The organism is Asanoa sp. WMMD1127, assembly GCF_029626225.1.
Taxonomy (GTDB): domain Bacteria; phylum Actinomycetota; class Actinomycetes; order Mycobacteriales; family Micromonosporaceae; genus Asanoa.
Map to the genome: position 1 here is coordinate 3,447,627 of NZ_JARUBP010000001.1, position 25,507 is coordinate 3,473,133.

Annotated in this window: 27 protein-coding genes; 15 read left to right on the top strand and 12 right to left on the bottom strand. The window is 72.5% G+C overall.

Features of this window, described 5'->3' with window-relative positions; genetic code table 11:
* Nucleotides 1-27: 27 nt before the first annotated feature.
* On the bottom strand, nucleotides 28-1,386 hold the full coding sequence (locus O7635_RS16400; protein WP_278081301.1) for a ferredoxin reductase family protein: 1,359 nt from the start codon (nucleotides 1,384-1,386) through the stop codon (nucleotides 28-30).
* A gap of 80 nt (nucleotides 1,387-1,466) precedes the next feature.
* Between O7635_RS16400 and O7635_RS16405 the strand changes: the two genes are divergently transcribed.
* Together O7635_RS16405 and O7635_RS16410 are read left to right on the top strand one after the other, a co-directional pair.
* The gene (locus O7635_RS16405; protein WP_278081302.1) at nucleotides 1,467-2,210 is read left to right on the top strand and encodes an FkbM family methyltransferase; all 744 of its coding nucleotides are present in this window, start codon (nucleotides 1,467-1,469) and stop codon (nucleotides 2,208-2,210) included.
* On the top strand, nucleotides 2,207-2,740 hold the full coding sequence (locus O7635_RS16410; protein ID WP_278081303.1) for an AAA family ATPase: 534 nt from the start codon (nucleotides 2,207-2,209) through the stop codon (nucleotides 2,738-2,740). The genes O7635_RS16405 and O7635_RS16410 overlap by 4 nt, the downstream gene beginning before the upstream one ends.
* Nucleotides 2,741-2,830: 90 nt before the next feature.
* On the opposite strand, the gene O7635_RS16415 is transcribed toward O7635_RS16410, so the two are convergent.
* Nucleotides 2,831-3,235 carry a heavy metal-responsive transcriptional regulator gene (locus O7635_RS16415; protein WP_278081304.1) on the bottom strand — a complete coding sequence of 135 codons (405 nt, stop codon included), beginning with the start codon at nucleotides 3,233-3,235 and terminating at the stop codon, nucleotides 2,831-2,833.
* Between the two features lie 102 nt (nucleotides 3,236-3,337).
* On the opposite strand from O7635_RS16415, the gene O7635_RS16420 reads away from it, so the two are divergent.
* Both O7635_RS16420 and O7635_RS16425 read left to right on the top strand, forming a co-directional pair.
* Entirely contained in the window at nucleotides 3,338-4,153 is an 816-nt protein-coding gene (locus tag O7635_RS16420) for a hypothetical protein (protein WP_278085495.1), read from the top strand.
* A gap of 192 nt (nucleotides 4,154-4,345) precedes the next feature.
* Entirely contained in the window at nucleotides 4,346-4,747 is a 402-nt protein-coding gene (locus tag O7635_RS16425) for a hypothetical protein (RefSeq protein WP_278081305.1), read from the top strand.
* Nucleotides 4,748-4,874: 127 nt separating this feature from the next.
* On the opposite strand, the gene O7635_RS16430 is transcribed toward O7635_RS16425, so the two are convergent.
* From O7635_RS16430 to O7635_RS16450, 5 genes are all read right to left on the bottom strand, one after another.
* A complete protein-coding gene (locus O7635_RS16430) occupies nucleotides 4,875-6,941 on the bottom strand; it encodes an EAL domain-containing protein (protein ID WP_278081306.1) in 2,067 nt (688 codons plus the stop codon).
* A gap of 162 nt (nucleotides 6,942-7,103) precedes the next feature.
* Complete coding sequence (gene ligA, locus O7635_RS16435; RefSeq protein ID WP_278081307.1) at nucleotides 7,104-9,230, bottom strand: NAD-dependent DNA ligase LigA; 2,127 nt, start codon at nucleotides 9,228-9,230, stop codon at nucleotides 7,104-7,106.
* Between the two features lie 61 nt (nucleotides 9,231-9,291).
* Nucleotides 9,292-9,645: a VOC family protein gene (locus O7635_RS16440; RefSeq protein WP_278081308.1), complete on the bottom strand. Its 354-nt coding sequence runs from the start codon at nucleotides 9,643-9,645 to the stop codon at nucleotides 9,292-9,294.
* 30 nt (nucleotides 9,646-9,675) lie between these two features.
* On the bottom strand, nucleotides 9,676-10,674 hold the full coding sequence (locus O7635_RS16445) for a methionine synthase (RefSeq protein WP_278081309.1): 999 nt from the start codon (nucleotides 10,672-10,674) through the stop codon (nucleotides 9,676-9,678).
* Nucleotides 10,667-11,401, bottom strand: a complete 735-nt coding sequence (locus O7635_RS16450) for a CDP-alcohol phosphatidyltransferase family protein (protein WP_278081310.1) — start codon at nucleotides 11,399-11,401, stop codon at nucleotides 10,667-10,669. Before O7635_RS16450 ends, O7635_RS16445 begins: the two co-directional genes overlap by 8 nt.
* Before the next feature lie 81 nt (nucleotides 11,402-11,482).
* On the opposite strand from O7635_RS16450, the gene O7635_RS16455 reads away from it, so the two are divergent.
* From O7635_RS16455 to O7635_RS16495, 9 genes are read left to right on the top strand one after another with little or no spacing between them, the layout of a single operon-like run.
* Complete coding sequence (locus O7635_RS16455) at nucleotides 11,483-12,460, top strand: zinc-binding alcohol dehydrogenase (protein ID WP_278081311.1); 978 nt, start codon at nucleotides 11,483-11,485, stop codon at nucleotides 12,458-12,460.
* Nucleotides 12,461-12,468: 8 nt separating this feature from the next.
* Complete coding sequence (locus tag O7635_RS16460) at nucleotides 12,469-12,867, top strand: 6-carboxytetrahydropterin synthase (protein ID WP_278081312.1); 399 nt, start codon at nucleotides 12,469-12,471, stop codon at nucleotides 12,865-12,867.
* Nucleotides 12,864-13,871, top strand: a complete 1,008-nt coding sequence (locus O7635_RS16465; protein ID WP_278081313.1) for a glycosyltransferase family 4 protein — start codon at nucleotides 12,864-12,866, stop codon at nucleotides 13,869-13,871. Before O7635_RS16460 ends, O7635_RS16465 begins: the two co-directional genes overlap by 4 nt.
* Before the next feature lie 11 nt (nucleotides 13,872-13,882).
* Nucleotides 13,883-14,674, top strand: a complete 792-nt coding sequence (locus tag O7635_RS16470) for a class I SAM-dependent methyltransferase (protein WP_278081314.1) — start codon at nucleotides 13,883-13,885, stop codon at nucleotides 14,672-14,674.
* Nucleotides 14,671-15,615, top strand: coding sequence for a lysylphosphatidylglycerol synthase transmembrane domain-containing protein (locus O7635_RS16475; protein ID WP_278081315.1), 945 nt, complete (start codon nucleotides 14,671-14,673; stop codon nucleotides 15,613-15,615). Before O7635_RS16470 ends, O7635_RS16475 begins: the two co-directional genes overlap by 4 nt.
* Nucleotides 15,608-16,297 carry a dihydrofolate reductase family protein gene (locus O7635_RS16480; RefSeq protein WP_278081316.1) on the top strand — a complete coding sequence of 230 codons (690 nt, stop codon included), beginning with the start codon at nucleotides 15,608-15,610 and terminating at the stop codon, nucleotides 16,295-16,297. Before O7635_RS16475 ends, O7635_RS16480 begins: the two co-directional genes overlap by 8 nt.
* Nucleotides 16,298-16,308: 11 nt before the next feature.
* Nucleotides 16,309-16,941 carry a GTP cyclohydrolase II gene (ribA, locus tag O7635_RS16485; RefSeq protein ID WP_278081317.1) on the top strand — a complete coding sequence of 211 codons (633 nt, stop codon included), beginning with the start codon at nucleotides 16,309-16,311 and terminating at the stop codon, nucleotides 16,939-16,941.
* Nucleotides 16,938-18,536, top strand: coding sequence for a sulfatase (locus tag O7635_RS16490; protein WP_278081318.1), 1,599 nt, complete (start codon nucleotides 16,938-16,940; stop codon nucleotides 18,534-18,536). Before ribA ends, O7635_RS16490 begins: the two co-directional genes overlap by 4 nt.
* A 33-nt stretch (nucleotides 18,537-18,569) precedes the next feature.
* Nucleotides 18,570-18,914: a hypothetical protein gene (locus O7635_RS16495; RefSeq protein ID WP_278081319.1), complete on the top strand. Its 345-nt coding sequence runs from the start codon at nucleotides 18,570-18,572 to the stop codon at nucleotides 18,912-18,914.
* Here the strand turns inward: O7635_RS16495 and O7635_RS16500 are convergent.
* Entirely contained in the window at nucleotides 18,901-19,560 is a 660-nt protein-coding gene (locus tag O7635_RS16500; RefSeq protein WP_278081320.1) for a TetR/AcrR family transcriptional regulator, read from the bottom strand. The two genes, O7635_RS16495 and O7635_RS16500, sit on opposite strands and share 14 nt — an antisense overlap.
* A 52-nt stretch (nucleotides 19,561-19,612) precedes the next feature.
* Between O7635_RS16500 and O7635_RS16505 the strand changes: the two genes are divergently transcribed.
* Together O7635_RS16505 and O7635_RS16510 are read left to right on the top strand one after the other, a co-directional pair.
* Nucleotides 19,613-20,437: an alpha/beta fold hydrolase gene (locus O7635_RS16505; RefSeq protein WP_278081321.1), complete on the top strand. Its 825-nt coding sequence runs from the start codon at nucleotides 19,613-19,615 to the stop codon at nucleotides 20,435-20,437.
* A gap of 55 nt (nucleotides 20,438-20,492) precedes the next feature.
* Entirely contained in the window at nucleotides 20,493-21,257 is a 765-nt protein-coding gene (locus O7635_RS16510) for a phosphotransferase (protein WP_278081322.1), read from the top strand.
* On the opposite strand, the gene O7635_RS16515 is transcribed toward O7635_RS16510, so the two are convergent.
* The 4 genes from O7635_RS16515 to gatC form a co-directional block, all read right to left on the bottom strand.
* A complete protein-coding gene (locus tag O7635_RS16515) occupies nucleotides 21,254-21,916 on the bottom strand; it encodes a VOC family protein (protein WP_278081323.1) in 663 nt (220 codons plus the stop codon). The genes O7635_RS16510 and O7635_RS16515 overlap by 4 nt on opposite strands.
* 103 nt (nucleotides 21,917-22,019) lie before the next feature.
* On the bottom strand, nucleotides 22,020-23,522 hold the full coding sequence (gene gatB / locus O7635_RS16520) for an Asp-tRNA(Asn)/Glu-tRNA(Gln) amidotransferase subunit GatB (RefSeq protein WP_278081324.1): 1,503 nt from the start codon (nucleotides 23,520-23,522) through the stop codon (nucleotides 22,020-22,022).
* On the bottom strand, nucleotides 23,522-25,009 hold the full coding sequence (gatA, locus tag O7635_RS16525) for an Asp-tRNA(Asn)/Glu-tRNA(Gln) amidotransferase subunit GatA (protein ID WP_278081325.1): 1,488 nt from the start codon (nucleotides 25,007-25,009) through the stop codon (nucleotides 23,522-23,524). The genes gatB and gatA overlap by 1 nt, the downstream gene beginning before the upstream one ends.
* Nucleotides 25,009-25,308: an Asp-tRNA(Asn)/Glu-tRNA(Gln) amidotransferase subunit GatC gene (gene gatC, locus O7635_RS16530; RefSeq protein WP_278081326.1), complete on the bottom strand. Its 300-nt coding sequence runs from the start codon at nucleotides 25,306-25,308 to the stop codon at nucleotides 25,009-25,011. The genes gatA and gatC overlap by 1 nt, the downstream gene beginning before the upstream one ends.
* Nucleotides 25,309-25,507: the final 199 nt, after the last annotated feature.

A 25,507-nucleotide genomic window follows, 5' to 3' on the forward strand; every position in this document is an offset into this window, starting at 1 on the left:
AAGCGTCAGCAACGGGCCGTTGCTTGCTCAGTCGCCCGCCAGGGCGAACCTTTCCGCGTGCACCTGGCGCTTGGGGACCCCGATCTGGCGCAGCGACTTCAGCACGCTGTCGGTCATCGCGGGCGGCCCACACACGTACACGTCGCGGTCCATGATGTCGGGCACCAGCGCGGTCAGGTTCTCGGGCGCGAACGGCAGGTTGGGTGGCTGGCCGGCGCCGGTGCGGCCGGTCAGCAGATGCAGCGTCACACCCTGCGTGGTCACGTAGTGCTCGAGCTCCGCCCGCAGCACCGCGTCGGCCTCGGTCGGCACCCGGTAGAGCACCGTGACCGGGCCGGTCAGCTCGCCGAGCAGCGATCGGATCGGGGTGATCCCGACTCCGCCGGCGATCAGCAGCGTCGCGTCGCGGGTGCGGTGCAGGCTGGTGAACGCGCCGTAGGGCCCCTCGACGAAGACCTTCGCCCCGACCGGCAGGTGCCGCAGCCCGGCGCTGGTCTTGCCGACCGCCCGCGCCGTCAACCGGAGCACCTCGCCGTCGGGCGTCGACGAGATCGAGAACGGGTTGGACTGCCACCAGCGCCCGCGGGTCAGGAACCGCCAGATGAAGAACTGCCCGGCCCGCGCCTCCAACCCCGCGAGGTCGCGCCCGGTCACGTAGATCGAGGTCACCGTGTCGGACTCCGGCACGACGGCAGCCACCCGCAGCCGGTGCCGGGCGTTGCGCAGCAGCGGCGTGACCACCCGGCCGTGCAGCAGGGACACGATCACCAGACCCCAGAGTCCCCACCAGTACGCCGTGGTCAGCGCGTTGGCCCGGAACGTGCTGCCCTCGTAGAGCTGGTGCAGGACGGCCAGCGTGACGGCGGCGTAGAGCAGCAGGTGGATGGCGTGCCACAGCTCGTAGGAGAGGCGGCGCCGGGCGAACCGCACCGAGAGCGCCACGACGACCACGATCAGCGTGACGGCCAGCATGCCGAGCAGTGTCGGGAACACTCCGAGGAAGACGTCGATCTGGGCCGGCACCGAGATGTCGGCCAGTTGCGCGTAGCCCGTCAGCACGAAGCTCGCGTGCAGCACCACGGCCCAGAACAGGGCGATGCCGGTCCACCGGTGCCACGCGGTCAGCTTGTCGGTGCCGATCCACGTGTCGAGCCAGGGGAGCCGGGCCACCAGCAGCAGCTGCAACATCATCAGCAGGGCGGCGTGCAGCGCGATGAACTTCGCGATGCCGATCAGGTCGTTCTTGGCCGGGTCGCCGGTGAAGAACAGGATTTCGACGATCAGCACGTTGAACGCCAGCCCGACCCACACCGCCAGCCGGGCGGCGCGGGCCTGGTTGGTGGTGGCGCGGCCGGCCTGGTCCGTCGGTGACGCGGTCGCGGTCATCGGCGCTCTCCCACTTGTCGGTCGTGCTTCCCGATATGACTACGGGATTCCGGCGAGAGTAGTTCAGCTAGGGTCGCTGCATGCTCACCCGCGCGTGGGGAATCGCCCGATCGTTGGTTATCTATCACGGCCAGCCCGGTCGACACCGGCGGCTCGTCCGCTTCTACGGCCAGTTTCTCGGCCCCGGCGACGTCGCCTTCGACATCGGCGCGCACGTCGGCAGCCGGGTCCGGGCCTGGCGGTCGCTCGGCGCCACGGTGATCGCCGTGGAGCCGCAGCCCGACCTGCTGCGCGTACTCCGGGCGTTCTTCGGCCGTGACGACCGCGTGGTGATCGCCCCGATCGCGGTCGGCGCCACCCCCGGCACGGCGCAGCTCGGCATCTCCACGGCCACGCCGACCGTCTCGACGCTGTCGACCGCCTGGCGCGAGACCGTCTCCGGCGACCGCAGCTTCGCCAAGGTCCGCTGGGACCGCTCGGTCGAGGTCCGCGTGACGACCCTCGACGACATGATCAAGGAGTACGGCGAACCGGCGTTCTGCAAGATCGACGTGGAGGGCTTCGAGGCCGAGGTGCTGGCCGGGCTGTCCCGCCCGGTGCGGGCGCTGAGCTTCGAATACCTGCCGATGGCGCACGAGGCCGGGCTGGCGGTGCTGGGCCAGGTCGAGTCGTTGGGCGACTACGAATACAACTACTCGCCGGTGGAGACCATGCGCTGGGCCCGCGAGTCGTGGCTGAGCGCGGCGGAGCTGGTCGCGCTGCTCGGCGAGGTGCGCCCGACGGGCCGTTCCGGCGACGTCTACGCCCGGCTCCGCGCATCGTGAACCAGGCCGTCATCCTGCTGACCGGGGTGCAGGCGGCGGGCAAGTCGACCGTGGCCCAGGCGTTGGCGGAGCGGCTGCCGCGATCGGTGCACGTACGCGGCGACGTGTTCCGCCGGATGGTGGTCGGCGGCCGGGCGGAGATGACGCCCGACCCGTCGGCGGAGGCGCTGGCCCAGCTGCGCCTGCGCTACGGGCTGGCCGCGCAGGTGTCCGACGCCTACTTCGACGCCGGGTTCACCGTCGTGGTCCAGGACGTGATCCTGGGCGAGTTCCTGCCCGAGACGGTCGGCCTGATCCGCAGCCGGCCGCTGCTCGTGGTGGTGCTGGCGCCGTCGCCGGCCGCGATCGCCGATCGGGAGGCGGGCCGGGGCAAGGTCGCCTACGGCACGTTCGGCATCGAGGAGCTCGACCGCGGTCTCCGGGACGGCACGCCGCGGCTCGGGCTGTGGTTGGACACGTCCGGCCAGTCGGTGGCCGAGACGGTCGACGAGATCCTGGCCCGGGCGTGGACCGAGGCCGTGGTGGAATGACGGCGCGTGGCCGCCCGCCGGCGCGCTCGGCAGGCGGCGCCTCACCCCTAGCAGTCGCAACCGCATCCGCATCCGCAGCTCATTCGTCGATCACCTCCGCTCCTGGTCGCTGGGCGGGCACCAGGTGCCCGGCTCGGGTGGCGGGCAGTCGTTCGACGGCAGGGCCTCGATCATCCGGACCATCTCGGCCCGCAGTGCCGCGAGCCGGGCCAGCTCCGCGTCGAGCTCGTCGAGGCGCCGCTTGAGCAGCTCCTCGGCCGGCTCGCAGGGACACACGCCGGTGTCCCGCACGGCCAGCAGCTGAGCGATGTCCCGCAGCCGCAACCCGAGCCGCTGACCGCCCTGGATGAACCGCACCCGGTCGGCCGCGCTCTCGTCGTAGGCCCGGTAACCGGACGCCGTCCGCGGCGGCGGTGGCAGCAGCCCCGCCCGCTCGTAGTACCGCACCGTGTCCGCGGAAACGCCCGCGACCTGCGCCAACTCGGCAACCCGCATGCGATTCACGGTAAACCTTGGAGTGCGCTCCAAAGTCAAGGCTCTGGTCCGCTCTGGTCCGCCGCCGGTACGGTCGGCGCCATGGACCCGCTGCCGCGCACCATGTGGACGCTGTTCGAACCGATCCACGCGGTCACCTACTTCACCCCCGAGGCCCGAGCGGCGTTCGAGGCGGCCAACCTGCGCGGCTTCTGGCGCGGCTACTTCGCCGGACGCGCGGCCCCGCTCGGAGCGGTCGGCGCGGCCCCGGTCGAGGCGCTCTTCTTCGGCTTCGCGCCCGGCATGGTGGCCCGGGCGTTGCCCGACGTCTGGTCGCGGGCGACCCCGGCGGAGGCGCTCGCCGCCCGCCTGGCCGGCGCGCGGTCGGCGCTTTCGTCGCTGCTCGCGGAGGCAGGCCCGATCGACGAGGCCGCGGAACTGCTGCGCGCGGCCGCCTCGGCGGTGCCGACGTCGGGCCGGGCGCTGGGCGCGGCCAACGCGGCGCTGCCCTGGCCCGACGACGCGCTCGGCGTGCTCTGGCAGGCGGCGACGATCCTGCGCGAACACCGCGGCGACGGCCACGTGGCCGCCCTGCTCGTGGCGGGCCTCGACGGGGGTGAGTGCGCGGTCTGGCGCACGGCCATCGACCAGCGGCGCGAATACCTGCAGCCCGCCCGGGGCTGGACCGACGACGACTGGTCCGCCGCGGCAGACCGGCTGCGCGACCGCGGCTGGCTCGACGAGTCGGGCGCGACCAAGGTCGCCCTGGACGCCCGCGACGAGATCGAGGCGATCACCGACCGGTTGGCGGCGGCGCCGTGGGAGTCGCTCGGCGAGGCCCGCACGGCCCGCCTCCGCGAGGTGCTCCGCCCACTCGCCGTCCGCGCCAGAAGCGCCCTGCCGGCCGAGACACCGATCGGCCTGCCAACTTTGAAATGAAGCAGTGCCGCCGTCCCGTGTGAGCGGGGAGACAGCCCCGAAGGGCATGTCTGCGCAGGTCAGGAGGTTTCACAAATCGGGCGCCGCGGATGGTCGCGGGACCCGACGAGCCGTCCCGGGTGCGCCCGTTACGACCCGCCTCACCGCAGCAGTTGGCGTCACGCGGGGGCGTGACGCCGGGAGGTGTCAGTCATGAAGCTCACGCCACGCTTCGCATTGGACATGTCGTACCTGGCCGGGGGTGTCTTCCTGCTGGTCGCCGCGATCGCCTTCGCGCCGGCCACCGCGGGTTGGCTCGCCTTCGGCGTGGCGACCGGCCTGACCGCCGTCGCCGGGCTCAGCGCCATCCGGGCCACCACGCCTGGAGTGAAGCTCGGCCACTCGGCGATCGCGGTCGCCGGCCTCTGGTCCCTGGTCGCCGCGCTGACCTTCACGGGCGCGACCCTGACCTGGCTGGTCTTCGCCAACGCGGCCCTGCTCGCCGCGCTCGCCGTCGCCGACCTGGTCAGCCACGAGGTGACGACCGAGCGGGTGGTCCACGAACTGGTCGTCAAGAACGACCGGCACGCGACCGAGCCACTCCACACGACCTGAACAAACGCGAGCCGAAGGGTGACGGGCTGAGGCCCGCCACCCTCGCGTGCTCCGCCACGACCGTTAGGAACGGACCGTTCCTATGCGGAAAGCGTTAGTAACGGGCCGTTCCTTGCTCCAAGCCGGGCTAGTTCGGGTTGAGGGGGCGGTAGCGGCCCAGCCATTCGACGAGCTCTTCGGCCGGCATCGGGCGGGCGTAGAACCAGCCCTGGGCCACGTGACAACCGACCGAGCGGAGCAGGCGCCAGGTGCGCTCGTCCTCCACGCCCTCGGCGACCACCCGCAAGCCCAGGGCGCCGGCCAGGTCGATGACCGTGCGGACGATGGCGTGGTCGTCGGCGTCGGTGGCCATGCCGAGCACGAACGAGCGGTCGACCTTGACCTCGGTCAGCGGCAGCCGGCGCAGGTGTTGCATCGACGAGTAGCCCGTGCCGAAGTCGTCCAGGGCGATCGCCACTCCCAGCTTCGCCAGCTCGGAGATCGTGGCCAGCACCCGCCGCGGGTCGGCCATCAGCGCGCCCTCGGTGATCTCGAGTTGGAGCTGGTCCGGGGCGACAGCGAAGCGGGTCAGCCGCTCCTTGATCTGGTCGACGATCTCCAGCGTGTGCAGGTCGCGGATGCTGACGTTGACCGCGGCCCGCAGGCAGACGCCGGCCGCCTGCCACTTCGCCAGCTGCTCGACGACGTCGTCGACGACCCTGCGGGTCAGCAGGCGCATCACGGCGCTCTGCTCGGCCACCTTGATCAGTTCTTCGGGGTCGACCATGCCGCGCTTGGGGTGGCGCCAGCGCAGCAGCGCCTCGACGCCGACCACCTCGCCGGTCTGGATCTCGATCTGCGGCTGGTAGTACATCGTGATCTCGCCGGACCCCGGCGCCGCCACGTCGGGGTCGAGGGCCAGGCGCAGGTCGCCCAGCAGGCTCAGGCGCTCGGGCGTGTTGTGGTCGGACTCCGGCGCGTAGACGACGACGGTGTCGCGGCGGTGCTTCGCGTCGTACATGGCGACGTCGGCGTGCCGCATCAGCGTCGCGAAGTCGTCGCCGTGTTCGGGGAACAGCGCGATGCCGATCGAGCCGGCGACGTCGAGCGGCAGGCCGTCGAGGGCGACCGGCTCGGCCAGCGTGGCCACGATGCGGTCGGCCAGGTCGCGGGCGCCGGACGCGTCGGCCAACCGGGGCGTGAGGATGGCGAACTCGTCACCGCCGAGGCGGGCCACGACGTCGTTGGGGCCCACGGCCTCGACCAGGCGGCCGCTCACCTCGATCAGCAGCTGGTCGCCGACGGCGTGCCCGAGGGCGTCGTTGACGTGCTTGAAGCGGTCGAGGTCGAGCAGCAGCAGCGCGAAGTGCCGGTCGGCCGCGCCCGCCGCGGCGCGCTCGGTGTGCAGGGTGGCCTGCTCGTGCACCTCGGCCAGCAGCGCCTTGCGGTTGGCCAGGCCGGTGAGCGGGTCGAGGCGGGCCAGATGCTCCTGTTCGGACGAGAGGCGCGACATCCGGTAGACCGCGAACAGCGGGACGAGCATCAGCGGGATGAGCGCGACGCTGCGCGAGGCCGGGCCGCCGACCAGGAGCGGGGCCAGCAGCAGCAGCGCGCCGATCGACACCGACTCGAACGCCACGCCCTGGCGGAACGTGGCCCACCAGTTGCCGCCGGCGTGCAGCCGGACGGCGATGGTGACCGTGCCGTACTTGACGAGGAACCAGGCCCCGGCGGCCGTCGCCACCGCCACCACGTCGATCCAGCTTGGACTGACACCGGCCGCGAACGCCGTCTCGCCCAGGCCCCGCAGCACCGCTTCGGCCGCGCCCAGCGCCAGCGCGTACTGGGCGACGTTGAACACCGCCCGCCAGGGCGCGTGATGCAGGCGCCACGAGGAGACGGCGACGGCGGCGGCCTGCACCAGCAGCGCCGGGCCGAGACCCCACGCGAGCAGGATGGCGAACGTGAAGCAGATCGAGGGGAAGACGGCGGAGCTCTGGCGGCGACCGGGCGGCGCGAACGGCCGGTAGTCACATAGGACGGCCAGGGCCGCCATCACCCAGAAGGCGAGCGGCAGATCGGGAAGCTGGCCCGGCAACCGGCCGACGGGCACGGCGGACACGAGAGCGGCCACCGCGATGACCGCTCCGACGAAGGTGAAGAACGACGGCGCCCGCTCGGTGGGAACGGAATTACGCCGCACGGCAGCGTCCATCCCACCTCCCCGCTCGCCCCACCACGCCCCCCAGCGCCGGCCCGATCGTCCACTAAAGATCCCACCCTATGGGCGCGATGTGCCAACCGAGCGAAAGGGACAGAGTCGTGATTAAGTTGGTATACACGGCAACCGGGCAGCTTTATGCCGATAGCACTCAGCTCAGGAGTCGTCACTCAGTGCAGCCGCGCGCGCTGCGTCGGGGCCGTCGGAGAGCAGAATCCGCAGGCCAGCCTCGTCGAGGACCGGCACCTTGAGGGACACCGCCTTGTCGTACTTGGAGCCGGGATTGTCGCCTACGACGACAAAGTCCGTCTTCTTGGATACTGAACCGGTGACCTTGCCGCCCCGGCTCGCGACGGCTTCGGTGGCCTGGTCGCGGGAGAACTCGGCCAATGTCCCGGTCACGACGACCGTCAGACCCTCCAGCGGGCGCGGGCCTTCGTCGGTGCGCTCCTCGGCCATCCGTACCCCGGCCGCCCGCCATTTGCGGACCACCTCGCGGTGCCAGTCGACCGCGAACCACTCCTTGAGACTCACCGCGATCGTCGGACCGACGCCCTCGACGGCGGACAGTTCCTCGACCGACGCCTCGTCGATGCGCTCGACCGACTCGAACTGGCGGGCCAGCGCCTGGGCCGCCGTGGGCCCGACGTGGCGGATCGACAGCGCCACGAGCACCCGCCACAACGGACGCTGCTTGACCTCTTCGAGGTTGTCGAGCAGCTTGACCGCGTTGCTGCCGAGCGTGCCGTCCTTGTTGACGAAGAACGGGCAGTCACGCAGGGCGAGCCCGTCGATGTCGAACAGGTCGCCCTCGTCGGTGATCACGCCGCATTCGAGCAGCGCCGTCGCCGCCTTGTAGCCGAGCACCTCGATGTCGAGCGCGCCCCGGCCGGCGAGGGCGAAGACGCGCTCGCGGAGCTGGGCCGGGCACGACCGGGCGTTGGGGCAGCGGATGTCGATGTCGCCCTCTTTGGCCGGGGCGAGCGTCGTGCCGCAGCTCGGGCACTCGGTCGGCATGACGAACGGTCGCGCGTCGTCGGGCCGCAGCCCGATCACCGGGCCGAGCACCTCGGGGATCACGTCGCCGGCCTTGCGCAGCACGATCGTGTCGCCGATCAGCACGCCCTTGCGCTCGACCTCGCGGGCGTTGTGCAGGGTGGCCAGCGCGACCGTCGAACCGGCCACCTTGACCGGCTCCAGCACCGCGAACGGGGTCACCCGGCCGGTGCGCCCGACGTTGACCTGGATGTCGAGCAGCTTGGTGTTGACCTCTTCAGGCGGGTATTTGAAGGCGATCGCCCACCGCGGCGCCTTGCTGGTCGAGCCGAGCCGGCCCTGCAGCGCGATCTCGTCGACCTTGACCACCACGCCGTCGATCTCGTGCTCGACGTCGTGGCGGTGCTCGCCGTAGTAGGCGATGTAGTCGTCGACCCCGGCCAGGTCGTCGACCACCTTCCAGCGCTCGCTGGTCGGCAGCCCCCAGGCGCGCAGTGACTCGTAGGCGTGGGACTGCGACGTGGGCGTGAAGCCCTTGCGGGCGCCGATGCCGTGCACCACCATGCGCAGCGGCCGCGAGGCGGTGATCCGCGGGTCCTTCTGCCGCAGGCTGCCGGCGGCCGCGTTGCGCGGGTTGGCGAACGGCGCCTTGCCCTGCTCGACCAGCCCGGCGTTGAGGTCGGCGAAGGCCGAGACCGGGAAGTAGACCTCGCCGCGCACCTCGAGCAGTTCGGGGACGCCCTTGCCGGTCAGCTTCTCCGGGATGCCGTCGATCGTGCGCACGTTGCCGGTGACGTCTTCGCCGGTGCGCCCGTCGCCCCGGGTCGCGCCGCGGACCAGCTTGCCCTTCTCATAGGTCAGGTTGATCGCCAGGCCGTCGACCTTGAGCTCGCACAGGAACCGCACCGGCCCACCGGCGTCGCGGACCGTGCGCTCGGCCCAGACGGCCAGGCCATCGGCGCTGAACACGTTGTCGAGGCTGAGCAGGCGCTCGAGGTGCTCGACCGGCCGGAACTCGGTGGTGAACCCGCCGACGCGCTGGGTCGGCGACTCCGGCGTGCGCAGGGCGGGATATTCGTCCTCGAGCGCCGTGAGCTCGCGCATCAGCGCGTCGAAGTCGGCGTCGGAGATCGTCGGCGCGTCGAGCACGTAGTAGCGGTAGGTGTGACCGTCGATCTCGTCGGCCAGCGCCGCGTGCCGCTCACGGGCCCGCGCCGGTGGCTCCGCGCCCGCCGCCGCCTCCTGCGCACGCGTCACCCGCTGATCGGGAACGGCTTCTTCGGACACCGCGACGAACCTCCGTGCTAGGCGCTACTAGAGCAACCTAGCCCGGACGTACGACAAAAGCTCAGACCTCGAACACAAGACAGAACGGGTGCCCCGCCGGATCCTCGAACACCCGGAAATCTTCGCCGTCGCCCGGCAACCGCTTCGCCCCGAGCGCGATCGCCGCCGCCTCGGCCGCGTCCACGTCCTCGACCATCACGTCGAGGTGCATCTGCTGCGGCCGCTCGGGGTCGGGCCAGCGGGGCTCGCGCAGGTCGGAGGCCGCCTGGAAGGCGATCCGGACCTGGTCGTCGGAGATCACCACCCAGCCCTCGCGCGAGGTGACGACGGGCATGCCGAGCAGCTGGCTGTAGAACCCCGCCAAGGCGGCAGGATCCGGACAGTCGATCACGACGTTGTAGAGGCGGCCGATCATGCCGGCCATCTTTCCCTACGCGCGTCGCCGCTACTCCTCGACGAGCCGCCGCCCGGCGTCCCGGCACGCGGCGAGCACGTCCCGCGCGTAGGTCGCGGAGGCCCCGGCCAACCCGCAGGTCGGCGTGACCACGACCTGCCGGGTCAGCAGGTCGCGCCCGAAGCCGAGCTGGTTCCAGACCGCCCGTACCCGATCGACCAGCTCTTTCGAACCGGGCGCCCGCGAGCCGGACGTCGGCGCGACCCCCGCGAGCAGCCCGACCCCGGCGTCGATCGCCTCACCCAACGGATCCAGCGACGACACCAGCGACAGGTCGATCGACAACGCCGCGGCGCCGGCCGACACCAGCAGCGCGATCGGTACGTCCGCCGCGCAACAGTGGAACACCACAGGCGCCCCGACGGCGGCGACCAGCGAGCGCAGCGCGTCCGTCGCGTCCGACGACTCGACCGCCCGGTAGGCGCTGAACCCGCTCTCGGTCGGCACCCGCCCGGCCAGCACCGTCGGCAGCGCGGGCTCGTCGACCTGGAGCAGCACGGTCGCGCCGGGCAGCCGCCGCCGCACGTCCTCGACGTGCCCCCGCAGCCCTTCGGCCAGCGACGCGGTCAGGTCCCGGACGGCGCCCTCGTCGCGCAGCAACCGCCCACCGACCGGCAGGTCGACGTTCGCGGCCAGGGTGTACGGCCCGGCCGCCTGCACCTTGACCACGCCGGTGAACCCGTCGCCCTGCTCGGTGAGCTGGTCGAGGTCGCGTTCCAGCAGGTCGAGCGCCCGCCGCAGGTCACGCCCGGGCCGCGCCGCGATCCGCCAGCGGCCGACGTAGAGCTCGACCGGCAGGTCGACGAGGAACGCCGAGGTGCGCCCGATGATGTCGGCGCCGGGGCCACGCTCCGGCAGCTCCGGCAGGTGCGGCAGGTCGGGCAGCTCGCCCAGCACGATCCGTTGCGCCTCGGCGATGTCGGCGCCGGGCATCGAGCCGACGCCGGTCGCGCTGCCGGCCGGCCACGGCCAGCGATCCTGCTCACTCACGAGGGAGGAGCCTACCGATCACCCGGGTACGGGTGACCGGGTGACCGTCCCGCCAGAGCCAGAGCACGTCGCGGCCGAACGACTCGACCAGCAGCGCGAAGGCGACCAGCAGCAGCACGAGGTTGACCCGGAACGGCAGGATGCCGGCGGTCGCGGTGACCAGCGCGACGCCCTGGGTCGCGGCGACCACCTTGCGCCAGTAGCGCGGCGGCAGCGTGCCCCGCATCCAGCGGGTCGACCAGATGCCGAGCATGAACGCGTACCGCATCCCGCCGATCGCCAGCACCCACCAGCCGGCGTCCCGGGCGACATAGAGGCTGAGCACCAGGACCAGGAACGAGTCGGCCTCCATGTCGAACCGCGCGCCGAATGCCGATGTCGTGCCGGTCCGCCGGGCGACCTGCCCGTCCACGCCGTCGAGCAGCAGCGCGACGACCACCAGGCCGACGATCGCGGTGACCGCCGGCGGCTGCCGGAGCGAGTCGACGACGAGCGCCGCGACGACCCCGATCAGGGTCGTCCGAGCGGCCGTCACCCAGTCGGCGGGGCCGTACGTCTTGAGTCCGGATGATGACAGTCCGTGTTGAAGAAGAATCGCCGTGACGATGGCGTACGCCGCGCCGGCGAACCAGCCGACGGCACCGATACCGACCGCGGCCCCCACCGCAGCAAGCACTGTGAACTGGGCAAACATGCCGACCAGGGGGCCGGATCGAACCAGGCGCATCGTTCCTCCGTGTCATGAAGCGGCACCGGGTGGCACGGGAGATGGGATCGTTCGGTTCATGAACATGACGGAGAGCCACGAATGATCCTGTCGGAACGCGCGTTCTGGGTGGTCACACCCGGCGCCGGTGAGATCCGTCCGGCCACCGTGCCCGCGCCCGGCCCGCAGGAGGTCCGGGTCCGCACGATCCGCTCCGGCGTCAGCCGGGGCACCGAGACGCTCGTATTCCGCGGCGCGGTGCCAGCAAGCCAGCATACGGCCATGCGGGCGCCCCACCAGGAGGGTGACTTCCCGGGCCCGGTGAAGTACGGCTACCTCAACGTCGGTGTGGTCGAGGATGGCCCCGACGACCTGCGCGGTCGCACGGTGTTCTGCCTCTACCCACACCAGACGGGGTACGTCGTCCCGGCGTCCGCTGTGGTCCCGGTGCCCGACGACGTGCCACCGTCGCGCGCGGTGCTGGCCGGCACGGTGGAGACCGCGGTCAACGCCCTCTGGGACGCCCCGCCGCTGGTCGGCGACCGGGTCACGGTGGTCGGCGCGGGAATGGTCGGCTGTGGCGTCGCCCGGCTGCTGGCCCGTTTCCCGGGCGTGGCGGTCGAACTGGTCGACGTGGACTCCTCCCGTGCGCGGACGGCCGCCGCGCTGGGCGTGGATTTCGCCCATCCGGACGACGCCGCCGGGAGCCGCGATCTCGTGTTCCACGCGAGCGCGTCGGAGGCGGGGCTGCGTCGAAGTTTGGAGTTGCTGCGTCCAGAGGGCACCGTGGTCGAGCTGAGCTGGTACGGCGACCGCGAGGTCAGCGTCCCGCTCGGTGCGGGGTTCCACTCCGGACGCCTGGCCATCCGGGCGAGCCAGGTCGGCATGGTCGCGCCGGCCCGGCGGTCGACACGGTCCTATTCGGACCGGTTGGCGCTCGCCCTCGACCTGCTCCGCGACCCGGCGTTCGACGCGCTGGTCACCGCGGAGCACCCGTTCGAGCGACTACCGGAGATCCTGCCGGAGCTGGCTTCTGGCAGCCTGGCCGGGTTGTGCCACGTCATCACCTACGGAGAGTAGAGAAACGCATGTTCAGCGTCACGGTGCGCGATCACATGATGGTCGCCCACAGCTTCCGCGGCGAGGTCTTCGGGCCCGCCCAGCAGCTGCACGGAGCGACCTTCCTGGTCGACGCCACCTTCCGTCGCCCGGAGCTCGACGCGGACGGCATCGTCGTCGACATCGCCCGGGCGTCCGAGGAGCTCAAGGCCATCGTCGGGCAGTTCAACCTGCGCAACCTCGACGACGACCCGACGCTGGCCGGCACCAACACGACGACCGAGGTGCTGGCGAAGGTGATCGCCGACCGGCTGGCCGAGAAGGCGGCGGCCGGCGACCTCGGTGACGGGGGCCGTGAGCTGGCCGGCATCACCGTGACACTGCACGAGTCGCACATCGCGTGGGCGAGCTACGAGCGATCGCTGTGAACCATTCGCCGCCGGGCGGCGTACACGTCATCGTGCCGGCCGACATCGACGACCCAGCTTTCCCGAGCGGCGGGAACGCGTACGACCGGCGGGTCCTCGACGGTCTGGCGACGCTGGGCTGGACGGTGCGCGAGCATCCGGTCCCGGTCGGCGCCGCGCTCGGTCCGGTGCTCGACACGCTGCCCGACGGCGCGCTCGTGGTGGTCGACGGTCTGCTCGCGCCGGCCGTCCCGGTCGAGCGGGTCCGCCGGCTGCGGCTCGTCGTGCTGGCGCACATGCTGTTCGGCGTCCCCGGCGAGCGCGAGGTGCTCACCGCCGCCGACGCGGTGCTGACCACCAGCGAGTGGTGTCGCCGCGAGGTGACGCGGCGTTACGGCGTGGCGGCCACGGCGGCCCCGCCCGGCGTCGACCTCGGGCCGCTGGCCGAGCCGAGCGAGACCGGCGAACGGCTGCTCTGCGTGGCGGCGCTGCTGCCGCACAAGGGCCAGGACGTGCTGGCCGACGCGCTGGCGCTGCTGCCGGCCGGCGGTTGGCGCTGCCTGTGCGTCGGCTCGCTCGAGCGGGCGCCGGAGTTCGCCGCCGAGGTGCGGGACCGGGCGCCGGCCGGGATGCGGTTCGCCGGCCCGCGGGTGGGCGCCGACCTCGACGCCGCGTACGCCGATGCCGACCTGCTCGTCCTGCCGTCCCGGGCCGACTCCTACGGGATGGTGGTGACCGAGGCCCTCGCCCGCGGCATCCCCGTGCTGGCCACCACCGCGCAGGGGCTGCCCGAGACGCTGGGCCGCGCGCCCGACGGCAGCCGTCCCGGGATGCTGGTCCCGCCCGGCGACGCGCCCGCCCTCGCCACCGCGCTGCGGCGCTGGCTGGCCGAACCGTCCGCCCGCGCCGCGCTCCGCGCGTCGGCCCGCCGGCGTCGCGAGACGTTGACGGGCTGGCCGGTTACCGCGGCACTGGCCTCCGAAGTCCTGTCCACGGTCGCTACGCGGGAGAGCACGAGCAGATGACGGATGTCCTGATGCCCAGGGTGAGCCCCAACTGGTTGCGTCTGCGGGAGGCCGCCGACGCGGCCGCCCGCTCGGCCGAGCTGGTCGCCGAGCTGCGGGAGCGGTTCGCGGGCGCCGAGCGGTTGGTGATCCACGACCTGGGTTGCGGCACCGGCGCGGCGGCCCGCTGGCTCGCGCCGCAGCTACCGGCGGCCCAGCACTGGATCATGTGGGACCGCGATCCGGACCTGCTGACGGCGGCCATGGTCGGCAAGCCCGACCAGGTCACCGGCGCGGTCCGGCAGCGCGACATCGGCACGCTGAGCGCCGCCGATCTCGCCGGCGCGGACCTGGTCACCGGCTCGGCCCTGATCGACATCCTGACCGTGGACGAGATCGCCGCGATGGCCTCGGCCTGCGCCGACGCCGGCGTGCCGCTGTTGATGACGCTCTCCGTGGTCGGCCGGGTCGAGCTCGGGCCGGCCGACCCGTTCGACGACGAGGTCGCGGCCGCGTTCAACGCCCACCAGCGCCGCACGGTTGGTGGCCGCCGCCTGCTCGGACCCGACGCGGTCGCCGCGCTGGAGGACGCGTTCGCCGAGCGCGGCGTGCCGACCACGCTGCGACCGAGCCCGTGGCGGCTCGGCGCCGACCACCGGGACCTCGTCGCCGCCTGGTTCCAGGACTGGCTGGCGGCCGCGGTCGAGCAGGTGCCCGCGCTGAGCACACCCGCGAGCGGGTACGCCCGGCGCCGGCTGGAGGAGATCGCCGAGGGCCGGCTCACCGCGACCGTTCACCACGTCGACCTGCTGGCGGCGCCGTGACCAAGGCACAGCTGCTGGGCTGGGGCAAGCTCGCGGTCGGCGGCGCGGTGCTGGCCGTGCTGGTCTGGCGGCTGGGCAGCGGCCCCTTCCTCGACGGCCTGCGCGGGGTCGACGCGACGGCGGTCGCCACGGCCTTCGCGATCGGTGTGGTCACCACGGTGGCCTGCGCCTACCGGTGGGCGTTGGTGGCCCGGGCGCTCGGCGTGACGCTGCCGATGCGCGAGGCCGTCGGCGCCTACTACCGGGCCCAGTTCCTCAACACCACGCTGCCGGGCGGGGTGGTCGGCGACGTGCACCGCGCGGTCCGGCACGGCAAGGACATCGGTGACGTGGCCCTCGGCGTACGCGCGGTCGTGGTCGAGCGGATGGCGGGCTTCGTGATTACGATCGCGCTCTCGGTGGTAACGCTGGCCGTGTTCCCTTCACCCGTCCGCCGGCACATGCCGCTCGCGGTGCTGGCGCTGGCGGTGCTCGGCGGCATCGCCTTCCTGGTCAAGGGCCGGCTGCGGCTGCGGACCGGGCTGACCTCGGCGCGCACCGGCGTCGGTGTCGTGCTGACCACCGCGGCCGTGCTGGCCGGCCATCTCATCACGTTCCTGGTGGCCGCCCGGACGGCCGGCGCGACGGCGCCGCTGCATCTGCTCGCCCCGCTGACCCTGCTGGCCCTGCTCGCGATGGCGCTGCCCTGCAACATCGCCGGCTGGGGGCCGCGCGAGGGCGTCGCCGCGTGGGCATTCGGCGCGGCCGGACTGACCTCCGGCCAGGGTGTGGCCACCGCGGTCGTGTTCGGCGTGCTGGCGCTGGTGGCGAGCCTGCCGGGGGCGGTGGTGCTGGTGCTGCGCTGGGCCGACGGTCGACGCGCTGCGCGGGAGCCGGTCATGCTGGACCATGAGCTACGGGACAGCGGCGTCCACCGGCAACCGGAGTACAGCCATGGCTGAGCGACCCTACATCCTGCTGAGCTGCGCGATGTCGATCGACGGCTACGTCAACGACACCGCAGACGAGCGCCTGCTGCTCTCCAACGAGGTCGACTTCGACCGGGTCGACGACGTGCGCGCCGGCTGCGACGCCATCCTCGTGGGCGCCGAGACCGTCCGCCGCGACAACCCGCGCCTCGTGGTGAAGTCGCCGGCCCACCGGGCGGCCCGGGTGGCCCGGGGCCAACACCCCACGCCGCGCAAGGTGACCGTCACCGAGGGTGCGGGCCTCGAACCCGAGGCGGCGTTCTTCCAGTCCGGCGACGCCGAGAAGCTGGTCTACTGCGCCAGCTCCACTGTGGACCAGGCCCGGCGCCGGCTGGGCGCGCACGCCACCGTCGTCGACGGCGGGCAGCCGGTCAACCTGCGCCAGGTCACCGAGGACCTCTACGCTCGCGGTGTCGGCCGGCTGATGGTCGAGGGCGGCGGCACCATCCACACCCAGTTCCTGACCGAACAGCTCGCCGACGAGCTGCACCTCGTGGTGGCACCCTTCTTCGTCGGCGACTCCAAGGCTCCCCGCTTCGTCGGCGACGGGGACTTCCCTTGGAACCAGGAGCGCCGGGCGACGCTGGCCGAGGTCCGCCAGGTCGGCGACGTGGTGCTGCTGCGCTACGCGCTCTCGCCCCGGTGCACCGTCTGATGAGGAGATTGATGGACGACGCGACGATACGCACCGAGGTATCCGTCCCCCTTCGGTTCCCCGACGGCTACGCCACCAAGGCCGAGGTGTTCACCTTCGACGGGTTGGTCGACGGCCGCGAACACATCGCCTTCGGCCTGGGCGAGTGGCGCGACACCCTGGCCCGCGACGAGGCGCCGCTGGTGCGGCCGCACAGCGAGTGCCTGACCGGCGACGTGTTCGGCAGCGAGCGCTGCGACTGCGGGCCACAGCTGCGCGAGGCGGTCGAGCGGATCACCAACGCCGGCGGGATCCTGCTCTACCTCCGGCAGGAGGGGCGGGGCATCGGCCTCTACGCCAAGCTCGACGCCTACGCGTTGCAGGACACGGGAATGGACACGTACGAGGCGAACCTCGCGCTCGGGCATGCGGAGGACGAGCGCGACTACACCGCCGCGGCCCAGATGCTGCGCGCCCTCGGCGTCTCCCGGATCGCGTTGCTGAGCAACAACCCTGACAAGGAGAAACAGCTCACGGAGTTGGGTGTGACGGTCACCGAGCGGGTGCCGACCCGGCTGCACCTGTCGGCCGCCAACGCCGGCTACCTCGCCGCCAAGGCCCGGCACGCCCGGCGCACCGTGGAACCGGACTGGCTCGCGTCGTGAGGAGCCGGATCCTCACCGGCCTCGCCGCGTTCTTCGTGCTCCTACTGCTGCTCGTCCCCGACGACTTCGCCGCGCTGAGCCCGTGGGCGCTCGTGGTGATCCCGCTGGAGGCGCTGGTCGGAGTCGCGGTGGTCGTGCTGCTGCCGGCCCGGGCGCGCACCGTCGTCGGCATCGTCGCCGGCGTGGTGCTCAGCGCGCTCACCCTGCTCAAGCTGCTCGACCTCGGTTTCGGCGTCACGCTGTCGCGGCAGTTCGACCCGCTGTCGGACTGGTCGCTGTTCCGCGCCGCCTCCGAATGGGTGTCGGAGTCGTTCGGCAAGACCGGCGCCGTCGTCGCCGTGGTCGTCGCGATCCTGCTGGCGCTGGCCCTGCCGGTGCTGGCGACGCTGTCGATCCTGCGGCTCTCGAAGGTGGTGGCGGTCCGGCGCGCCCTGGCGTTGCGGGTCGTCGCGGTGCTCGGCGTGGCCTGGGTCGCGCTCGCCCTGCTGGGTGTGCACGTCGTGCCGGGCGTGCCGATCGCGGGCCGGTCGACCACGGCCGCCGCCTACGGGCACGCGGCCCAGTTGCGGGCCGACATCGCCGATCAGGCGGCGTACGACCGGGAGGAGTCCACCGACGCCTTCCGCGACGTGCCGGGATCCCAGCTGTTGCAAGGGTTGAAGGGCAAGGACGTCATCTTCGCGTTCGTGGAGAGCTACGGCCGTGACGCGGTGAACTATCCGCAGACGGCGGCACTCCTGTCGGCCCGGTCCGCGTCGCTGACGGCCGCCGGCTTCCAGACCCGCAGCGGCTGGCTGACGTCGTCGACGATCGGCGGCGGGAGCTGGCTCGCCCACGCGACGTTCCAGTCGGGGCTCTGGATCGACAGCCAGCGGCGCTACGGCAAGTTCGTCGAAGGCTCGCGCTACACGCTGACGACGGCGTTCTCGAAGGCCGGCTGGCGCACGGTCGCGGTGATGCCGGCCAACCGGCGCGACTGGCCCGAGGGCCGGATCTATGGCTTCGACCACGAGTACGACGATCGGACGCTCGGCTACAAGGGCCAGGGCTACGCGTTCTCCTCGATTCCCGACCAGTTCACGCTGCACTCGTTCCGGCGGTCGGAGCTCGCCCGCCCGGTGTCGGCGCGCCAGCCGGTGATGGCCGAGATCGACCTGCTGTCCAGCCACGCGCCGTGGGACCCGGTGCCGCCGATGATGGACTGGGACACCCTGGGCGACGGCTCGACCTATCCCGGCAACGGTGGGCGGGGTGGCAACCCCAACGAGGTCGACGGCGAGGACGTGTCGAAGGTCCGCGACAACTACCGGCGCACGGTCGAATATTCGGTCGACAGCCTGGTGTCCTACATGGAGAAATACGGCGACGCGAACACCGTGCTGGTGATGCTGGGCGACCACCAGCCGTCGCCGGTCATCACCGGGCCGAACCCCAACCGCGACGTGCCGATCACGGTGGTTGCCAAGGACCCGGCGGTCCTGCCGAAGATCGACAGCTGGGGCTGGTCGCCGGGTCTGGCGCCGGCGGCCGACGGTCCGGTCTGGCGCATGGACGCGTTCCGCGACAAGTTCCTGAGCGCCTTCGCGACGCCCTGATTCGGTTGCCGGCCGCTGGGTAACCGGACGGGCATGAGCGATCGACGTGAGCTTTTCGGTGACCAGTACGGCGAGGACGTGCTCGACGAGGTGACAGTGCCCCGGACCGACCCGGTGCGGGAGGCGAAGGACCGCGACCTGGCCGACCCGGTCGACCCGGAGGTGCTGCGCAACGGCGGCCCGACCCGGTCGGGCGGAGCGGTGACCACCACCGGCGGCACGGCCGGGCCGGCGAGCGTGCGCCGGGTGACCAACCCCGACGCGGCGCCCACGACGACCGGCGACGCCACCACCGGCGGCATGGAACCCCCGATCGGTGGCTCGACCAGCGACGCCTCGACTGGCGCCAACGAGGCGGGTCAGTTCACGGAGCGGTGAGGCCATCCGCCAGCAGCCCGGTCAACAGGCTGCGGACGGCGCGCTCGAAGAGATCGGTTCCCGGCGGCGGTCCTGGCTCGGCCAGGGCCGCCGCCAGGTTCTGGTGGCGGGCCGGTTCGAAGGCCGCGAACGAGGCCGCGCCGCCGCCGGCGCCGCTGGTGCTGAACAGGATCACCGTGCCCGTCATGACGGCGATCGCCTCGAACCTGGTCGCGGTGGGCGCCTTCAGCGGCGCCAGGACGCCCAGGCAGTGGTCGAACCAGTCGAGGGTCTGTGGGCCGATGCCGGTGGGTCGCTGACTGACCTCGCCGAGCCAGCGGTGCCGGCGGTGCAGGTCGAGCTGCTGCCGGGCCAGCTCGACCATCTGGTCGAGCCAGTCGCCCTTCGTCGCCGGATAGGGCTTCAGCGTGCCGACCGCGCGGTCGGTCATCAGGTCGAGCAGGTCGTCCCGCGACGAGAGGTAGCGGTAGAGCGAGCCCGCCGTGGTGCCCAGCCGGGCGGCGACGGCGCGCATCGAGACCGCGGCGAGTCCCTCGGTGTCGGCCAGCGCGATCGCCGCGCTCACGATCTCCTCGCGGCTGTGGCTCGGCGCCGGGCCGCGCCGGCCGCGTTCCGGCCGGGTCCAGATGGGTTGTGCGTCGCTCACCGATCTACTGTAAACTGCAAACGGCGTTCGCAGTTATGGGAGGGGTCGGGACATGGAGCGGGTCAACGACATCGCGGTGCACTCGATGGGGGTCGGGCCGGGCATCGTCGTGGTGCACGGCGGCGGGGTGACGATCGACGTCTACCGGCGGTTCGCGACCGCGCTGGCCGACCGGTTCACGGTGCACCTCTACAACCGCCGCGGCCGGGCCGACGCGCCGCCGCGGCTGCTGCCCTACACGTTCGAGCAGGAGATCGACGACCTCGCCGCGATCCTGGCGCATACCGGCGCCACCAACGTGATCGGTCACAGCAGCGGCGGCTTCATCGCGCTGTCGGCGGCGCTCCGGCTGCCGATCGCTCGCCTGGCCCTCTACGACGCGGCCATCTCGGTCGACGGCAGCGCGCCCGCCGGGTGGCTCCCCGCCGCCCAGGCGGCGGCCCGGGCCGGCGACCTCCCGCGCGCCCTGGCCATCACGGCCGGCGGCATCAACACCCACCAGGCGTCGTCGCGCTGGCCGCTGTCGGTGCGGGTGGCGATCGTGCGGCTGTTCATGCGCACCCCGATCGGCCGCACGATGGGCGACCTGGTCCCGATGACCCTCGACGAGACGGCCCTCATCGAGGCGGCCGACGGCCCCGCCGAGGCCTGGTCCGGGGTGACCGCCGAGGTGCTGCTGGCCTGCGGGGCGAAGGGCCCGCGCCACTACGCGGTCGCGGACGAGGCCCTGGCCGCGGCGCTCCCGCACGCCCGCGCGGTCGAGATCGCCAACTGCGCCCACGACGGCATCAACCGTGCGCCGCGACACCTGGTCGACGAGTTCGCCGACTTCTTCGCGTCCCCCATCACGCAACGCCCCGGCGAACCGGCCCGCTGACGCGGGCAAACGCCCGTTGCGCGCCAGCCCTACCGGTGACTTCTAAGGTCGGGGCATGGCGACCACGCACGAACTGCGCATCGTGGGCGGCCTGGTGGCCAAGCGCTACACGTCGTGGGGGCGCGGCGAGCATCGGCGTGAGTGGGCGACCCTGCGCCGGATCCACCGGGACGCGGCCGGCTTGGCCCCGCAGCCGGTCCACGCGGCGCTCGCCGCGACACCGCCGACGGTCACGATGACGTTCGTGCCGGGAGAGCCGCTGGCGGGCCGCCCCAGCGATCCGCAACTGACCACGCTGGCGACGGCTCTCCACACACTGTGGACGGTGGGCATCGACGGCGGCGTCGACGGCTGGGCGGACGACCTGGCCTTCGGCAATGCGCTGCGCGATGTCGACTGGCCGAACCCACCCCGCGAAGTGGCCGCGGCGCTCGCGGCCGCGGCCCGCTGGTGGGACGGGCCCGACCCGGACCTGCTCCGCGAGCGGCCGTCGCGCCTGGTGCTGGGCCACCGGGACCCGAACCTGGCGAACTACCTGTGGGACGGGCGCCGGATCCGGATCGTCGACTTCGAAGACGCCCGGGCCAGCGATCCGGCCACCGAGGTGGCACTCCTCGCCGAGCACCTGTCGGCCCGCGACCTCGACTTCGACCGCCTGGCAGCACTTTTCGAGGTCGACGAGCGCCGACTGCGAGCCGCCCGCCGTTTGTGGGCCATGTTCTGGCTCGCATTGCTGCGACCCGGCGGTCCGGCGAGCGCGCGCAACCCGGCGGACAGCGCCCGGCGCCAAGCCGACCGACTGCTAGATCTCCTGCGCTAGTCCCAGCAGAGGCAGAACGGTTTGCCGGCCGAGTCGGCATAGACCCGCCAGCCGTCGCCGCCGGCATTCAGCGACGTGGCGCCGAGTTTCAGCACCGCGGCCTCGGCCGCCTCGACGTCGTCGACCGTGACGTCGAGGTGGAACTGCTGCGGGTAGGCCGGGTCGGGCCACCGCGGCGCGCGATAGTCGGCGACCTGCTGGAACAGCACGGGTCGCGCCCCGTCCTCGCCGAGCAGCTCCGCATAGAACGCGCTCAACGACCGCGCGTCCGGGCAGTCGAGCACCACGGCCATCAGCGACGGCTCCGCCGGAGACAGGCACAGGTCGAACGGGTGCCCGGCCGGGTCGGCCAGCGTGTGCCAGTGCTCGTGCTCGCGCAGCGGCGTCGCGCCGAGGGCGATCGCCTTCGCCGCGCCGGCGGCCAGGTCGGGGACGCGCAGGTCGAGATGGGCCTGCTGCGGGTACGCCGGATCGGGCCACCGCGGCGCCACATGGTCGGGACTGTTCTGGACGGCGACACGCCAACCGCCCCCGGCGTCCAGCGCGATGAAGTCGTCCTCGGCGTAGAGCTCCGTCCAGCCGGCGAGGGCCCGGTAGAAGGCGGCCAGCCGCCGGGCGTCGGGCGCGTCCAGCACCACGGCGCGCAAGGTCCCGATCAAGCGCAGCTCCTTCCCGCGGACCTGGCAGCGAAGCGGAGCGAGCGGTCCCCGGCGGGAGCGACGGTCGTGCCCCCGACGGGCCCGGGAACCGCTCTTCGCGCTCCTAGGATTCGACGCCCAGGCGCTGCAGGATCAGCTCCCGGACGGCCTTCGCGTCCGCCTGGCCCTTGGTGGTCTTCATGACCGCGCCGACCAGCGCGCCGGCCGCGGCCACCTTGCCGTCGCGGACCTTGGCGGCCACGTCCGGGTTGGCGGCGATGGCCTCGTCGACCGCGGCCGTGAGCGCGCCCGTGTCGGAGACCACCGCGAGCCCGCGGGCCTCCATCACGTCAGCGGGTGAGCCCTCGCCTGCGACGACGCCCTCGAGCACCACGCGGGCCAGCTTGTCGTTGAGCTTGCCGCTGTCGACCAGCGTCTGCAGCTCGGCGACCTGGGCCGGCGTCGCGCCGACGGCGGCCAGCTCGATGCCGGCCTCGTTGGCGCGCCGGGCCAGCTCGCCCAGCCACCACTTGCGGGCGGCCGCGGCCGTGGCGCCCGCCGCGACCGTCTCCTCGATCAGCTCGACGGCGCCGGCGTTGACCACCGACTGCATGTCCAGATCGGACAGACCCCAGGCGTCCTGGAGGCGCTTGCGGTGGACGCGCGGCGGCTCGGGCAACGCGTCGCGCAGCGCCGAGACCCACTCCGGGTCCGGTGCGAGCGGCACCAGGTCGGGCTCGGGGAAGTAGCGGTAGTCGGTCGCCGTCTCCTTCGAGCGGCCCGGGCGGGTGTCGCCGGTCTCCTCGGAGAAGTGCCGGGTCTCCTGCACGATCCGGCCGCCGGCCTCGAGCACCGACGCCTGCCGGATGATCTCGGAGCGGACGGCCCGCTCGACGGAGCGCAGCGAGTTGACGTTCTTGGTCTCGGTGCGGGTGCCCCATTCCTCGCCGGCGCGGTTGAGCGACGTGTTGACGTCGCAGCGCAGCGAGCCCTCCTCCATGCGGACGTCGGACACGCCCAGGCCGCGGATCACGTCGCGGAGCTCGGTGACGTAGGCGCGGGCGACCTCGGGCGCGAGCGCGCCGGCGCCGGGGACCGGCTTGGTGACGATCTCGACGAGCGGGATGCCGGCGCGGTTGTAGTCGACCAGCGACTCGGTCGCGCCGTGGATCCGGCCGGTGGCCCCGCCCACGTGCAGCGTCTTGCCGGTGTCCTCCTCCAGGTGGACCCGCTCGATGCCGATGCGCACCGTGCGACCGTCGACCTCCACGTCGAGGTAGCCGTCCACGCACAGCGGCTCGTCGTACTGGCTGATCTGGAAGTTCTTCGGCATGTCCGGGTAGAAGTAGTTCTTCCGGGCGAACCGGCACCAGCTCGCGATCGAGCAGTTGAGCGCCAGGCCGATCCGGATCGTCGCCTCGATCGCGGCCTTGTTGGCCACCGGCAGCGAACCGGGCAGGCCGAGGCAGACCGGGCAGACCCGGGTGTTGGGCTCGCCGCCGAAGTCGGTGCGGCAGCCGCAGAACATCTTGGTCCTGGTGCCGAGCTCGACGTGGGTCTCGAGGCCGATCACCGGCTCGAAGGCGGCGATCGCCGCGTCGTAGGTCGGCAGCGTCGTGGTGGTCATCAGCCCTCCAGGGACGGCGGGGTCAGCGTGCCGACGGCGGACTCGAGGGCGGCGGCGACCCGGTACATGCGGTCGTCGGCCATGGTCGGCGCCATGATCTGGAAGCCGACCGGCAGCCCGTCGGAGAGCCCGCAGGGCACCGAGATGCCCGGACCGCCGTACAGGTTGGTGGGGATGGTGAAGAGGTCGGCGAGGTACATCTGGTAGGGGTCCGAGGTGCGGGACCCGAACGGGAACGCCACGAACGGGGTCGTCGGCGAGACCAGCACGTCGACCTGCTCGAAGGCGCTGGCGAAGTCCTGCGTGATCAGCGTGCGGACCTTCTGCGCCTGGCCGTAGTAGGCGTCGTAGTAGCCACTGGACAGCGCGTACGTGCCGAGCATGATCCGGCGCTTGACCTCGGGGCCGAAACCGGCCTCGCGGGTCAGCGACATGACCTCCTCCAGCGACCGGGTGCCGTCGTCGCCGACCCGCAGGCCGTAGCGGACGCCGTCGAACCGCGCCAGGTTGGAGGAGCACTCGCTCGGCGCGATCAGGTAGTAGGCCGGCAGCGCGTACTGGAAGTGCGGGCAGGAGACCTCGACGACCTCCGCGCCGAGCTTGGTCAGCGCGGCGAGGGCGTCGCGGAAGGCGGCCATCACGCCCGGCTCGGCGCCGTCGCCGGCGTCGAACTCGGTGACCAGGCCCAGCTTGACGCCGGTCAGGTCGCCGGTCATGCCGCGCCGGGCGGCCTCGACGACCGGCGGCACCGGCTGGGGGATCGAGGTGGAGTCGCGCGGGTCGTGGCCGGCCATCACCTCGTGCAGCAGGGCGGCGTCGAGGACCGTGCGGGCACACGGCCCCGGGGTGTCGAGGCTCGACGAGAACGCGATCAGGCCGTAGCGGGACGTGCCACCGTAGGTCGGCTTGGCGCCCACGGTGCCGGTCACCGCGCCCGGCTGGCGGATCGAGCCGCCGGTGTCGGTGCCGATCGCCAGCGGCGCCTCGTAGCCGGCGACCGCCGCGGCGCTGCCACCGCCGGACCCGCCGGGGATCCGGCCGAGGTCCCACGGGTTGTTGGTCGGCCCGTAGGCGGAGTATTCCGTCGACGAGCCCATCGCGAACTCGTCCATGTTGGTCTTGCCGAGAATCACGGTGCCGGCGCGCCTCAACCGCTCGACGACCGTCGAGTCGTACGGCGGCCGCCAGCCCTCGAGGATCTTGGAGCCGGCCGTGGTCGGCACGCCGCGGGTGGTCAGCACGTCCTTGACGGCGATCGGCACGCCGGCGAGCGGGCCGAGCTCCTCGCCGGCGGCGCGCTTGGCGTCGACCGCCCGCGCGGCCTCGAGCGCCCCGTCGGCGTCGACGTGCAGGAAGGCGTGGACCTTGCCGTCGACGGCGGCGATCCGGTCGAGGTGCGCCCGGGTCACCTCCTCGGCGGAGGCGTCGCCGTCACTGATCCGCTTCGCGATCTCGCTGGCGGTCAGCTGGGTGAGCTCGCTGGACATCACGCCTCCTCGTCCAGGATGCGCGGCACCCGGAACCGGTCTTCGGCGACATCGGGCGCGCCCGCGAGGGCCTCTTCCCGAGTCAGGCAGGGGGTTTCGACGTCTTCCCGCAGGACATTGGTCAACGGCACGGAGTGCGAGGTCGGCGGGATGTCCGCCGCCGCGACCTCACCCACCCGTGCCACGGCCTGGAGAATCACGTCCAGCTGGCCGGCGAACGTGTCGAGCTCCTGCTCGGTCACGGCGAGCCGCGACAGCCGCGCGAGATGCGCGACCTCATCGCGGGAAATGGCAGCCATCAGTGCCCCCTTGCGTCGTGTGGGCGATTCCCATTGCGCTCCGCCGGCGAGCGTGACACGCCCACGGCGACCCGAGCGAGTCTATTTGTCCCGCCGAGGTGGCCCGCCGCGGGCCCTCTGGCTGTAAGCCATTCATTTCTACGCCCGAGACGTTTCTTCCCGGGTCCGTCGTGGGCGCGACCGTCGCTCCCGCCGGAGA

What these genes read in the sequence shown, in the direction of transcription:
- O7635_RS16400 (WP_278081301.1), bottom strand. Translation starts at nt 1,386, where the DNA reads ATGACCGCGACCGCGTCACCGACGGACCAGGCCGGCCGCGCCACCACC.
- O7635_RS16405 (WP_278081302.1), top strand. Translation starts at nt 1,467, where the DNA reads ATGCTCACCCGCGCGTGGGGAATCGCCCGATCGTTGGTTATCTATCAC.
- O7635_RS16415 (WP_278081304.1), bottom strand. Translation starts at nt 3,235, where the DNA reads ATGCGGGTTGCCGAGTTGGCGCAGGTCGCGGGCGTTTCCGCGGACACG.
- O7635_RS16420 (WP_278085495.1), top strand. Translation starts at nt 3,338, where the DNA reads ATGTGGACGCTGTTCGAACCGATCCACGCGGTCACCTACTTCACCCCC.
- O7635_RS16425 (WP_278081305.1), top strand. Translation starts at nt 4,346, where the DNA reads ATGAAGCTCACGCCACGCTTCGCATTGGACATGTCGTACCTGGCCGGG.
- O7635_RS16430 (WP_278081306.1), bottom strand. Translation starts at nt 6,941, where the DNA reads ATGGACGCTGCCGTGCGGCGTAATTCCGTTCCCACCGAGCGGGCGCCG.
- O7635_RS16440 (WP_278081308.1), bottom strand. Translation starts at nt 9,645, where the DNA reads ATGATCGGCCGCCTCTACAACGTCGTGATCGACTGTCCGGATCCTGCC.
- O7635_RS16450 (WP_278081310.1), bottom strand. Translation starts at nt 11,401, where the DNA reads ATGCGCCTGGTTCGATCCGGCCCCCTGGTCGGCATGTTTGCCCAGTTC.
- O7635_RS16455 (WP_278081311.1), top strand. Translation starts at nt 11,483, where the DNA reads ATGATCCTGTCGGAACGCGCGTTCTGGGTGGTCACACCCGGCGCCGGT.
- O7635_RS16460 (WP_278081312.1), top strand. Translation starts at nt 12,469, where the DNA reads ATGTTCAGCGTCACGGTGCGCGATCACATGATGGTCGCCCACAGCTTC.
- O7635_RS16470 (WP_278081314.1), top strand. Translation starts at nt 13,883, where the DNA reads ATGCCCAGGGTGAGCCCCAACTGGTTGCGTCTGCGGGAGGCCGCCGAC.
- O7635_RS16480 (WP_278081316.1), top strand. Translation starts at nt 15,608, where the DNA reads ATGGCTGAGCGACCCTACATCCTGCTGAGCTGCGCGATGTCGATCGAC.
- ribA (WP_278081317.1), top strand. Translation starts at nt 16,309, where the DNA reads ATGGACGACGCGACGATACGCACCGAGGTATCCGTCCCCCTTCGGTTC.
- O7635_RS16495 (WP_278081319.1), top strand. Translation starts at nt 18,570, where the DNA reads ATGAGCGATCGACGTGAGCTTTTCGGTGACCAGTACGGCGAGGACGTG.
- O7635_RS16505 (WP_278081321.1), top strand. Translation starts at nt 19,613, where the DNA reads ATGGAGCGGGTCAACGACATCGCGGTGCACTCGATGGGGGTCGGGCCG.
- O7635_RS16510 (WP_278081322.1), top strand. Translation starts at nt 20,493, where the DNA reads ATGGCGACCACGCACGAACTGCGCATCGTGGGCGGCCTGGTGGCCAAG.
- gatB (WP_278081324.1), bottom strand. Translation starts at nt 23,522, where the DNA reads ATGACCACCACGACGCTGCCGACCTACGACGCGGCGATCGCCGCCTTC.
- gatA (WP_278081325.1), bottom strand. Translation starts at nt 25,009, where the DNA reads ATGTCCAGCGAGCTCACCCAGCTGACCGCCAGCGAGATCGCGAAGCGG.
- gatC (WP_278081326.1), bottom strand. Translation starts at nt 25,308, where the DNA reads ATGGCTGCCATTTCCCGCGATGAGGTCGCGCATCTCGCGCGGCTGTCG.